Origin of the sequence: Haloferax mucosum ATCC BAA-1512 (assembly GCF_000337815.1) — an archaeon.
In the GTDB taxonomy this organism is placed as follows: Archaea; Halobacteriota; Halobacteria; order Halobacteriales; family Haloferacaceae; genus Haloferax; species Haloferax mucosum.
On the sequence record NZ_AOLN01000001.1, the window covers coordinates 1 to 12,192 of the forward strand.

Annotated in this window: 11 protein-coding genes and 1 tRNA gene; 11 read left to right on the forward strand and 1 reads right to left on the reverse strand. The window is 58.5% G+C overall.

Annotated features, from left to right (window positions below):
• Window positions 1-264 precede the first annotated feature (264 nt).
• Complete coding sequence (locus tag C440_RS00005) at window positions 265-825, forward strand: TATA-box-binding protein (RefSeq protein ID WP_008317051.1); 561 nt, start codon at window positions 265-267, stop codon at window positions 823-825.
• Between the two features lie 166 nt (window positions 826-991).
• On the opposite strand, the gene C440_RS00010 is transcribed toward C440_RS00005, so the two are convergent.
• A complete protein-coding gene (locus C440_RS00010) occupies window positions 992-2,197 on the reverse strand; it encodes a Cdc6/Cdc18 family protein (protein WP_008317054.1) in 1,206 nt (401 codons plus the stop codon).
• A gap of 1,346 nt (window positions 2,198-3,543) precedes the next feature.
• Between C440_RS00010 and C440_RS00015 the strand changes: the two genes are divergently transcribed.
• The 10 genes from C440_RS00015 (at window position 3,544) to C440_RS00065 (ending at window position 12,188) form a co-directional block, all read left to right on the forward strand.
• Window positions 3,544-4,026 carry a hypothetical protein gene (locus tag C440_RS00015; protein WP_008317056.1) on the forward strand — a complete coding sequence of 161 codons (483 nt, stop codon included), beginning with the start codon at window positions 3,544-3,546 and terminating at the stop codon, window positions 4,024-4,026.
• 301 nt (window positions 4,027-4,327) lie between these two features.
• Window positions 4,328-6,454 carry a DEAD/DEAH box helicase gene (locus C440_RS00020; RefSeq protein WP_008317058.1) on the forward strand — a complete coding sequence of 709 codons (2,127 nt, stop codon included), beginning with the start codon at window positions 4,328-4,330 and terminating at the stop codon, window positions 6,452-6,454.
• 146 nt (window positions 6,455-6,600) lie between these two features.
• Window positions 6,601-6,674: transfer RNA gene (locus C440_RS00025), tRNA-Tyr, on the forward strand.
• A gap of 355 nt (window positions 6,675-7,029) precedes the next feature.
• Entirely contained in the window at window positions 7,030-7,314 is a 285-nt protein-coding gene (locus C440_RS00030) for a hypothetical protein (RefSeq protein WP_049915065.1), read from the forward strand.
• A gap of 136 nt (window positions 7,315-7,450) precedes the next feature.
• Entirely contained in the window at window positions 7,451-7,834 is a 384-nt protein-coding gene (locus tag C440_RS00035) for an acyl-CoA thioesterase (RefSeq protein ID WP_008317060.1), read from the forward strand.
• 368 nt (window positions 7,835-8,202) lie between these two features.
• Window positions 8,203-8,679 (forward strand): 6-pyruvoyl trahydropterin synthase family protein, encoded by a 477-nt coding sequence (locus tag C440_RS00040; protein ID WP_008317061.1) that lies wholly within the window; start codon window positions 8,203-8,205, stop codon window positions 8,677-8,679.
• 5 nt (window positions 8,680-8,684) lie between these two features.
• Window positions 8,685-9,458 carry a 7-carboxy-7-deazaguanine synthase QueE gene (locus tag C440_RS00045; RefSeq protein WP_008317062.1) on the forward strand — a complete coding sequence of 258 codons (774 nt, stop codon included), beginning with the start codon at window positions 8,685-8,687 and terminating at the stop codon, window positions 9,456-9,458.
• Window positions 9,459-9,491: 33 nt separating this feature from the next.
• Window positions 9,492-10,241, forward strand: coding sequence for a 7-cyano-7-deazaguanine synthase QueC (gene queC, locus C440_RS00050; RefSeq protein ID WP_008317063.1), 750 nt, complete (start codon window positions 9,492-9,494; stop codon window positions 10,239-10,241).
• 171 nt (window positions 10,242-10,412) lie between these two features.
• Window positions 10,413-10,967 (forward strand): FAD-dependent oxidoreductase, encoded by a 555-nt coding sequence (locus C440_RS00055; RefSeq protein ID WP_008317064.1) that lies wholly within the window; start codon window positions 10,413-10,415, stop codon window positions 10,965-10,967.
• A 339-nt stretch (window positions 10,968-11,306) separates the two neighbouring features.
• Entirely contained in the window at window positions 11,307-12,188 is an 882-nt protein-coding gene (locus tag C440_RS00065) for a DMT family transporter (RefSeq protein WP_008317067.1), read from the forward strand.
• The last annotated feature ends 4 nt before the right edge of the window (window positions 12,189-12,192 follow it).

Genomic DNA, 12,192 nt, shown 5'->3' on the forward strand with positions numbered 1-12,192 from the left:
GGGAGGAGTACTCCCGTGCGCTTCTTCACATTACTTCCAATGCCACGGTTACATTTAAGGCCGTTGATTTAGTAGCTCCATGAGAAAAATAGACACGAGTAGTGTCATAACTTCACTCGCCGGATGTCGTGACATCAACCGAAAGTTGAGCGAAATCAATATTATTAGTTTCCCGTGTGCGCGCATCGCGTGAGATATTGGTTGGGTGAAATCGTTTATATCGGGTCGCTTTATAAGGACAGAGCTACGATTCACGTGCGAGCAATGAGTGGGCCGGCAGACTCCATCGAAATTCAAAACGTAGTCGCATCGACCGGGATCGGTCAGGAGCTCGACCTCGAAGCACTTGCTGACGACCTTCCGGGTGCGGATTTCAACCCCGACAATTTCCCGGGTCTCGTCTACCGCACACAGGACCCAAAAGCCGCGGCGCTCATCTTCCGCTCTGGGAAGATCGTGTGTACGGGCGCAAAAAGCATCGACGACGTACACGACGCACTCGGGATAATCTTCGACAAACTCCGAGAGTTACAGATCCCCGTAGACGACGACCCAGAGATCACCGTTCAGAATATCGTTTCCAGCGCCGACCTCGGACATAATCTGAACTTAAACGCACTCGCAATCGGCCTTGGACTCGAAGACGTCGAGTACGAGCCCGAGCAGTTCCCCGGACTTGTCTACCGGATGGACAAACCAAAAGTCGTTATTCTCCTCTTTGGCTCCGGAAAAATCGTCATCACCGGTGGCAAGCAGACTGACGACGCGGCGACCGCAGTCGAGGAAATCGTCGAGCGTATCGATGCGCTCGGTCTCCTCGGATAGACGCTTTCGACCCCATTTTCCGTTGCTGATGAGTACCACAGGACCATCAATACGAGAAGCGTCGGACTCGTCCGAGACGAGTACGTGTGTATGTGAACGGGACGGTATCTCCCACGGTGCAGAGAATAGAAAGACAGAGTTACCGACAGGAGTTGAAGAAAGTCTACTACGTGTCCGTGTTCTCCGTAAGGACATCTTTCACTACGTCGGGGTCTTCCAGCAGTTGGTGTTTCGTATAGCTACCTTCGGCGCTCCCACCGCTGTGTTTGGATTGTTCGATAATATCGAGGAACGCGTGTTCTTTCAGCAAGTCGCGGACGCGCCGGAGTGACAGGCTATCGGAGCCTTGCTGTCGGCAGATATTTTCGTAGACCTCGTAGACGCGACTCGTCCGAAAGCCGTCCTGTTGTTGGTTCGACAGCGAAAGGATAGCGAGTGCCTGAAGCACGTATCGGGAGTGTGGCGTTGACCCGCGAATCAGTTCGCGGAAACGGTCGGTTTCCGCTCGCTGACGCGCCTGTGTGACGAAGTTTTCTCTGACCGTACTGGCGCCCATGGATTGTGCTATCTCGCCTGCGTACCGGAGGATGTCGATTGCTTTCCGTGCATCACCATGTTCGCGGGCGGCGAGTGCGGCCGCACGCGGAATCGTCGATGGATCCAAAACACCGTCACGGAAGGCATCACTACGCGCGTCCATGATGTCGCGGAGTTGGTTCGCATCGTATGGCGGGAAGACGAATTCGCGTTCACAGAGGCTCGATTTGACGCGCTCGTCCATTCGGTCTTTGTACTGAATCTTGTTGCTGATGCCGATGACGCCGAGCTTACAGCCGGCAATCTTTCCCGCCTCGCCAGCACGCGACAGTTGCATGAGAATATCGTCGTCACTCAGTTTGTCTATCTCGTCGAGAATGATGAGCACGACGTCGTAGAGTGAGTCGAGGATACGCCAGAGTCGCTTGTAGTACGTCGAAGTCGAGAGACCCTTATCAGGAACTTTGATTCCCGTGACCGCAGTTTCGTTCACGCTGTCGGCGATCGTCTGGACCGCTTGCGTTTCGGTAGTGTCCTGTGCGCAATCGACGTACGCAAAGGTCGCTTTCACACCTTCTTCTTCAGCAGTTTCGACGAGGCGCTGTGAGACGTATTTGGCGCACAACGACTTTCCGGTCCCCGTTTTCCCGTAGATAAGAACGTTACTCGGGCTCTGTCCGAAGATGGCAGGATTCACCGCCGTCGCAAGACTCGAAATTTCGTCGTCACGACCGACGATGCGACCCTCACCCGGGAGATGGTTAATCTCCAACAACTCCTTGTTAGCGAAGATGGGGTCCTCTCGGGTGAAGAGGTCGTCGCTGGCGTTAGGCATGTTCGCAACACACCACGTTTCCGGTGAAAGGACTTACCATTCGGCGTAGCACACACACACCGGATTTCCGGTGAACCACCACGAACCTCCGTTTCCTGTCCACACGAAATGGAGGTATTCGTTCACCGGAAACACGGTGTGGGGGTACTCTATTGGTACTAAAGAAGCGACACAGCACTCGAACATCGAGAGAACGATGGGAAGCATCTTCCCAAAGCCTCGGAAGAGGAGTAGGCTAGACGAGGTGACGCACTCTTGAGCGGCGTCTACGGCGCGAATTCAAAGTCAACGCACGGATAGCAGACAGAATAGGCGACCGGCAACAGTTAACGATGCAGACACTAAGCGGGCACGACCAGTCAAAGAACTACTTGTCGTGGAGAGATTGTCGAGCAGAACACGGCAACGAACGGTTGGATTTCTCGTACACGTATTAACAGGACTCAGCCGGAGTTATCCAACCCTAACTCGGACGTCTCTTTCGACTCAAACAATACTCGAGATTCGAGTATTATCTTGTTTGCGAGTGTATCAATGGTCGGTAACACAAATAAACTATTTAACTATTTCTATACCCTGTGTAAACGAGGCTACGTTCGAATTGAGAGATATAGAACCACAAAGGATGGAACGAACGCAAAAATCGTCCCGTTTCTCCGGAAATACAGTGCTTGTCTCCGTGACGTACCTCTCCTTCCGAGCATGTCTTTTAGCTCCTCTTCTCACCGGTTTCACCGGAAACGTGGTGTGTGGGATATAAGTGGACCGATTCGATTTCTCGTGGCTATCGTACAGTGCCGTACACGACCCTAATCTCGGTATTACGGCGTCCCTGGACCCTCTCGTGTCTCCTATTCGTTCACCGGAAACCCGGTGTGTCTGTGAGACGAGTCATACAATCTTCGCTGTGACCCCTCCCTACGCGCTCGCCCATTTCACCGGAAACACGGTGTCTGTCAGCGCTACAACGTTCCCAACTATCGTTATGTTGGTCTACTCATGCGTTTCCTGTCGGTGGCTGTGTTCGTCTACACGATAGTTTGAGTCGATATCGTCTCGCCACCCTCACGTCTCCGAATATCCCTGGCCACCTTCTCGCTTTGATTCATCGGAAACGTAGTGTCTCTGCCCGTCCCTGCCGTTTTCTTGATTCACCGGAAGCGAGGTGTGCGTGACCGTCTACGACCGCGGTGTCTTTGCTCTCGTCGGCGAGTCAACCCACCGGCACGATTCACCGGAAACGAGGTGTGTAACGGACTGGCGTGCAATCGTGACTCTTCGGCGTGGCAGACTGTGCCGTTCTCGTGGCGTCAATGCAATTACCCCGGAGAACCAACTAATTACTCATGCATACGCTCGGTCGTGTGTGGGCGCGTCTCCGAGAGGCGATATCGTCGGGAGAAGGCCAATCGGAGTGGTCCCTAAAGTGGTCACGTCAAGTCGAGTCACGATGGTCCCGACCGAAGGAAACCGTCGATTGCTTTCGCTTCGACGATGGGTACGTCACGACTGTAAAGTACGAAACTCGTGATGTCACGTGGCAACTCACGCCCGGTCAGGTTCCGTTGGCGAGTGCGCTCGCCATGGCGACGCTATACCTCGAACATAAACTGACGCCGCAAACAGATCCAGAAGGGCGTCCCTTCATCGGACTGGCCGACCACGGTCCCGTACAAGTGTTCGAAGAGATACCTCCCGAACCGGTCGAATACGTCTACCTCGACGGTATTCGAACGCTCGAAGAGTTTCCCGACTTTCTCACCATCGACAACGACCTCCGGTCCGTCTTCGACCAAATGGCGCCCGCCCAGTCGAGAACGTCACGCTGAACAGGGACCGTCACGCTGAACAGGGACCGTCACGCTGAACAGGGACCGTCACGCTGAACAGGGAACGTCACGCTGAACAGGGAACGTCACGCTGAACAGGGAACGTCACGCTGAACAGGGAACGTCACGCTGAACAGGGAACGTCACGCTGAACGGGGAACATCACACTGACCCCGCGAACGTCACAGTGAAACAATCGTACCCGCGCAACTTTCGTAGGCGAGTGTCCGGCCACGGGGTGGCGTTCTTTGCCACCCGGGTGTCGCAAGCCGTTTCCCCGTCGCGTCCGTATCCGGAGTCGATGACTGCCGAGGACGAGGACCGAGAAATCCCTCCAGACGAGTCGGGCACGCGGAGTTCAGCCTCCGAGCCGTCGGATTCGTTCGACCGAGACACGTCCGGCCGAGACGCGTCTGACCAAGACGTACTGGACCGACTCGCTGACGTGACAGACACCGGCATACCGGACGATGGTACCTCGGATGGCGGCATCTCGAACGACAGCACCTCCGACGACGATATCTCTCTCACCTCGTTCTACGAAGCCCTCGAAGCCGAGGGCCGACCAGTCGTGACCGCACAACAGGTCGCCCGCCGTCTCGACGTATCCCAGGCGGATGCGCTGGATGCACTCGACGTTCTCGCAGACGCCGGCAAAGTCGAGCACGTGGCTGTCGAGACCGACCCACTCGTGTGGTATCCAACGGAGTGGGGTGAACTCGCGTCGCGTGAGCGAATCGTCTTGTTCCCGAAGCGCCGCGAACTCGTCGTCGATAACCCGACCCAGTACACGCGAGCACGACTCTCGCAGTTCGCGCACCTCGTCGATACCACCGGAGACCGCGAGGGGCGAGGCCGCGGCTATCTCTACCGAATCCGTCAAGAAGACGTGTGGCAGGCACCCTTCGACGATGTTCACGACCTGCTTTCGATGCTTCGGTCTGTCCTTCCGGAACGTTCGGCCCACCTCGAATCGTGGGTCGAAGACCAGTGGAAGCGTGCCCACCAGTTCCGACTCTACTCCCACGAGGACGGCTACACGGTTCTCCAAGCCGCAACCGAGAGCCTGATGGGGAACGTCGCGCTTCAGAAACTCGACGAGAGCCAGGTTTACGCGCCGATTTCGGACACCGAGTCGTGGGTCAGAGACGAGGAGATCGCGGCCATCAAACGGGTTCTCTACGACGCGGGATACCCGGTTGAAGACGACCGCGACCTCGAAGACGGCGAAGAACTCGACATCTCGCTTCACATCGACCTCCGCGACTATCAGCAAGATTGGGTCAATCGGTTCATCGACCAGCGCGCCGGCGTTCTCGTTGGGCCACCCGGAGCTGGAAAGACGATTGCGGGTATCGGGGCACTCGGTGCGGTCGGCGGCGAGACGTTGATTCTCGTTCCCAGCCGTGAACTCGCACGGCAGTGGCGCGAAGAACTACTCTCGACGACCGACCTCACACGCGACCAAATCGGCGAGTACCACGGTGGGTCGAAGGAAATCCGCCCCGTGACGATCGCAACCTACCAAACCGCGGGGATGGACCGACACCGCTCCCTGTTCGACTCCCGTCGATGGGGGCTTATCATCTACGACGAAGCTCACCACATTCCCAGTCGCGTCTTCCAGCGAAGCGCCAATTTACAGTCCAAACACCGCCTCGGACTGTCTGCGACGCCCATCCGCGAAGACGACAAAGAGGCAGAAATCTTCACCCTCATCGGCCCGCCAATCGGGACCGACTGGAGCAAACTCTTCGACGCGGGCTACGTTCAAGAGCCGGAAATCGAAATCCGATACGTCGGGTGGAGCGACGATATGGCACGCAACGAGTGGGCCGCGAGTGACGGCCGTGAGCGACACATGCTCGCCGCGATGAATCCCGGGAAGATATTCGAGATTCGCCGACTCCGAGCTCGCCACGCCGACTCGAAAACGCTCGTTTTCGTTGATTACCTCGACCAAGGAGAGACCATCTCCGAGGCGCTCGACGTTCCGTTCGTTAGCGGCGAGACCAGACACCACCGCAGAGAAGCGTACTTCGAGGCATTCCGCGACGACGACCTCGACACGCTCGTCATCTCTCGAATCGGTGACGAGGGAATCGACCTCCCGAACGCGGAACTCGCAATCGTCGCATCCGGACTCGGTGGGTCCCGTCGGCAAGGCTCCCAACGTGCGGGCCGAACGATGCGTCCCGCCGGTAGTGCACTCATGTACGTCCTCGCCACCCGTGGCACGAGCGAGGAAGACTTCGCACAGCGCCAGATGCAACACCTCGCTGGGAAGGGTATCCGTGTTCGTGAAACCAACGCTGACGAGTCCGAGCCATCGAAGCCCGAAAGCTCACCCGAGACGGCTGACTCGGACTCAGACTCGGATTCAAATTCTGATTCGCAACCGGACCCTGACACGCCACCGAGTAACTGACTGAGAGCGACCGAGAGGGTGCCCCCGGTTTAGCAGTCGAGTAGTTCTATTTTGACCGTTGAGTCGTCAACTATCGCACTTCAGTCGGGCGCTTCTGGCGACAAATGAGAATTCTTAAGTCCGACCGCAGATTCAGATTCTCTTGACCGCTCTTAGCTCAGCCTGGCAGAGCAGCCGACTGTAGATCGGCTTGTCCCCCGTTCAAATCGGGGAGAGCGGACTCGTTTCTGACGTCGTCTGCGAACGAAGTGAGCCAACGGCGTCTGCCGAGACAACCTCGACCTGATTTGAGCAGTGAGCGAACGTCGTGAGCGAGTGGGTTCAAATCGGGGAGAGCGGACTGCTTTTAATACCTGCGAGCTTTTGCTTTGTCTCCCACTCCAATGAGCGCCAGCGAACGGGAGATAATGAGTCGAGCCGAACAAGTTTTGCGCACTGAAATGAACTATCTATCCTATATACGTCTCCAGTGACGACCATACGTTTGGTTCCTATCCCATCTAGTACGTGGATTTCATACCATGAGTTATCAGTATTATAACGACTTATGCTTGGTTGGTCCGTACGTGTGGGCAATGACGACTCTTGCTTCCGCGCCGGTAGTGGTGAACGTCCGCGTCGAAATGAACGACCACGGAACGATGACTGTCGAAGTACACGAGACGAACGAGACGCGGCATCTCGTCGCGTATGAGTCAGAACGCATTCGTGATGCACTCGCGTCGCTTCCCGAGGGTGCGCGGGTTCCCATCGAGATGGTTCGTGCCGGGTCGCGTTCGAACGTTTGGAAGGCGGTGGCGCTCCACGGAAGACGCGTCCCCAACCCCGACACTTCTCATTCCGTCACGACGGCCAACTGACCCGTCCGATACCGGACTCGGAACTCTGTTACCACTGTTCGATTCGATTGTACCTCGCCATCGCCGCCACGTCCAGCCGTTTTGAGCGCACGACGAACCGCCGAGGCTATACCGTTTGCCCGTGTTCCGCAGTCCAATGAGCTTCGTCACCGAAGTTGCGGTCCGATTCCGCGACCACGATTCGTTCGGCCACGTCAACAACGCCGTCTACGCGACCTACTGCGAACAGGCCCGCGTTCGATATTTCGAGGACGTGATGGGAGTTCCGCTGTCGGACCCGCACATCGTCGTCGCACACCTCGAACTCGACTATCAGGCACCGATTGAAGGCGTCGGAACCGCCGAAGTCGAGGTCGAAGCTGGCGAAATCGGCGACAAGAGCTTCCCGCTTTACTACACTGTCTCCTACGAGAGCGAAGTCGTCGCTACCGGCGAGACGGTCCAAGTCGCGATGGACGAAACCGGTCGCCCGACTCGCGTCCCGGACTCGTGGCGCGACGCGATAGCCGCTCATCCGTAAGAACCCGTACTCGGTTTCTATCGTGTGAACGTCGACGCAACGAGGAACTGCGTAAGCGACCACGCCGTCCGTTCCCTATACGGTATTCGTTCACATCGGAGTTCGTGTCTGCGCGTGCGGTCCGTGTCGGACTGTGTCGTCTGAATTGGACTGTGTCGGCCTGAACTGGACTCGGTCGGATGGGTCGGACTGCCGTGCTGTATCTGGTTCTCGGCCCGTCTTCTGCCGATTCAACCTCTGTCTTCGAGACACGACTCTCCTCTCCACAAACCTATTACAATCGCTCTCGTAACGCTTACACCGTGCGTCAGATACGCACGACGGTACTGAGACAGGAGTATTAAATAGTCTCGTGATAATCCTGTGATATGCCTCGGGGAACACTTAACGAAACACGACAGGCGGATGGGAACGTCGAGACCCCACTGTCCCGGGCAGGTGAGCGCGTCCTCCATATCGGTCGAGACCGACCGATTCGCATCAGTGCCGGTCACCGCCTCCTCCACCACGACGGTAAATGTAGCCGCCCACACGGTCACAACTACGAAATCACCGTCCGTGTCGTCGGCGAACTCACCGAGGAGGGATGGGTCGTTGACAAGGGTGACGTAACCGATGTCATCGACGAATGGGACCACAGGTTCCTCGTCGAGGATGGCGACCCGCTTGTCGACGCCTTCGAGCGGTCCGGCGATGCCGACGCGACGGTCGTGCTCGACGTCCCGCCGACAGCCGAAGCGATGGCCGTCATCCTCGAAGAGAAACTTTTAGCGGCACTTCCAGACACCGTCTCGTCGATTTCGGTCGAAGTCAGCGAGACGTCTGAACTCTGCGCCGGATTCTGATTCTCATGCCCGTCTCTGATTCCGTCATCCGAACCGACACCGACGCCGACGGCGAGCGACTACCGATCAACGAACTATTCGCATCGCTCCAAGGAGAGGGCAAACTCGCCGGTGTCCCGAGTACGTTCGTCCGCACGAGCGGGTGCAACCTCCGCTGTTGGTTCTGCGATTCGTACCACACCTCGTGGGACCCGACGCACGCGTGGATGAGCGTCGAAGAAATAGTCTCCGAGGTACGCACGCTCGACCCCGACCACGTCGTCGTCACCGGCGGCGAACCGCTCATTCACGACGAAACCTCGTCACTCCTGTCGGCGCTCGCGGACGACTACCATCTCACCGTCGAGACGAACGGAACGCTCGAAACCGACGCGCCGGTCGATTTAGCGAGCATCAGTCCCAAACTCGCGTCATCGACGCCGACACCGGAGAACGCCCCGGAAGACACTGACCCCGGCGTCTGGACCGACAGACACGAATCGTCTCGTATCAACCTCGATACGCTCGCCGCGCTCGTTGAGCACGCCGACGACTTCCAACTCAAATTCGTCGTCACCGGCCGCGACGACCTCCCCGAAATCGAGTCGGTCGTTGCCGACGTTCGCGGCGTCACGTCACGCGAGGTCCGAGACACCGACGTACTCCTCATGCCCGAAGGCCAGACCCGCGAGGCGCTCGCCCGAACCCGAACCCGGGTCGCCGACCTCGCGGCGGAGTGTGGCTACCGATACACGCCGAGACTCCACGTAGACCTCTGGAATGACGCTCCCGAGACCTGAATCGCCCGAAAACCGACGCTCTTCGACACGAACATGACTGACGACTCTCACGACACACACAGTAGCGCCAGCGGCACCGCTCGTACGAACGAAAAACGCGCCGTCGTTCTCCTCTCCGGTGGCATGGATAGCGCGACGACCGCCTACGAGGCCAAAGCGCGCGGATACGAAATATACGCACTTCACACCTCGTACGGCCAGAAAACGGAGTCGAAAGAGTACGACTGCGCCCGAGCGCTCGCGGACGAACTGGACGCCAACGACTTCCTCCACATCGAGACGAGCCACCTGAAACAAATCGGCGCGTCGTCGCTCACCGACGACGATATGACGGTCGAAGACGCCGACATGGAGTCCGACGAGGTGCCGACCTCCTACGTTCCATTCCGAAATGCTAACCTCCTGTCGATGGCCGTCTCATACGCCGAGGCAAACGATTGCGACGCCGTGTTCGTCGGTGCACACTCCGAAGACTACTCGGGCTATCCGGACTGCCGACCCGAGTTCTTCGACGCCTTCGAGGCGATGGTCGATGTCGGCACGAAACCCGAGACGCACATCTCGCTGGAGGTTCCGTTCGTCCACGACGCGAAGACGGACATCGCCCGCCGCGGTCTCGAACTCGGCGTTCCCTTCGAGCACACGTGGTCGTGCTACCGCGCCGAAGCCCCCGCCTGCGGTACCTGTGATTCCTGTGCCTTCCGCTTGCAAGCGTTCCAGAACCTCGGGGAGCGCGACCCGATTCCGTACGCTGAACGCCCCGATTACACCGACGCGGAGTAAGCCCGAACGGAACCGGGACCGGGGCTGGCGCTGAGACTGCGGTTGCGCCCGAACCTGAAACTCAGATTGGGATTCGTACTGGGACTGCCGTCGCGTTCCAGTGCCGCCACACCAGTTCACAAAACGCCGGTGCCCAAATCCTCAATTATCTCTAGACAGTCATGTATTCACATGGCACATGTAATCGTCGTCGGTGGTGGCGCGGCAGGACTGTCGGCGGCACTGTTCACCGCGAAAAACGGACTCGACGTGGACGTATTCGACACGGACGAGACGTGGCTTCACAAGGCCCATCTGTTCAACTATCTCGGTATCGAATCCAAGGACGGAACCGAGTTCGTCGAAGATGCACGCGAGCAAGTAGAGGCGTTCGGCGCGGCACTGCACGAGGCGGAAGTCACTGCCGTCGAGCAGTCGGACGACGGCTTCGTCGTCACCGCCGACGGGACAGACCACGAGGCGGACTATGTCGTCCTCGCAACTGGTGCGAACCGTGACCTCGCCGAGGAACTCGGTTGTGACCTCACCGAAGACGGCGTCGTAGACGTAGACGTGACGATGGAGACGAGCGTCGAAAACGTCTACGCGACGGGCGCGATGGTCCGCGCCGAGGAGTGGCAGGCAATCATCTCGGCAGGCGACGGCGCGGCCGCCGCGCTCAACGTGTTGACGAAGCAAAAAGGCGAGCACTTCCACGACTTCGACACGCCAGCGGACGCAGAGTAGCTACGTACCGCTCGACCGGAGTACTGCCCGACTGGACGAATCGTTCTCTTTTCGATACCACAGCCGAACTGGTTGGAGCCGATTCAATCGAACTCGGTCACCCGACGGATTCGACCTGATTCGAAACTCGACTAACTCGAACGACTTCAACGGATTCGACCGAACTCGACTGACTCGACCGAACTCAGCGGCTTCGAACGAACTGGTCGAACCCGGCAGATTAGACTCGGTGTGGCCCACTTCGACGCATGCCACCTACTTCGACTTGACCAGTCACGCACGACACTGGATGTCGGTCACGCCGCAAGCGGTAAGGTATCACTACCCATCACTCGGGCTGTGTCAACGACCGACTTCGACGGCCCGGTTTCGCCGCTCACTGGTCTCGCCATCGCCATACTCGCGGTTAGTACGAGTGCGATTCTCGTCCGATGGAGCGCCGCCCCGAGCCTCGTAAAAGCGTTCTATCGCGTCCTGTTCACGGGCTTTCTCTTGGCACCGATTGCGATCGTTCGCCACCGGGACGCGTTGGCTGTGATTTCGCGCCGCGATCTCGTTGCGGCCAGCGGCGCGGGCGTGGCGCTCGCGGCCCACTTCGCCTCGTGGTTCGAAAGCTTGAATCACACGACCGTCGCCGCGAGCGTCACGCTCGTCCAGGCACAACCGCTTTTCGTCGCGGTGGGCGCGTGGGCGTTCCTCGACGAACGGGTCGGTCGGCGGACCACTGTTGGTATCGCAGTCGCACTCGGCGGGATGGTGTTGATGTCTGTCTCAGACCTGTTCACGCCGAGCGGCGCGCCACGCCCTCTTTTGGGCAACGGTCTCGCCGTCGTCGGCGCAGTCGCGGCCGCCGCGTACGTTCTCACCGGCCGAAGCGTCCGCAGTCGGGTTGCGCTCGTCCCGTACGTCGTCGTGGTGTACAGCGTCTGTGCGGTCGTCATCCTCGCGCTGACGCTCGTCAACGGCGACCCACTCACCGGTTATCCCGCCCGTGAATGGCTCTTATTTCTCGGCATGGCGGTCGGTCCGGGTCTCTTCGGACACACCGTCATCAACTGGTCGCTCGCCCATCTCGAATCGAGCGTCGTCTCCGTCTCCCTGCTCGGGGAACCTGTCGGCAGTACGATTCTTGCGCTGTTTCTCCTCGGTGAGATTCCCACGCTCCCGACTATCCTTGGCGGTACCGTCGTCCTCTTTGGAATCTATATCACGTCGTCGTAGCGTC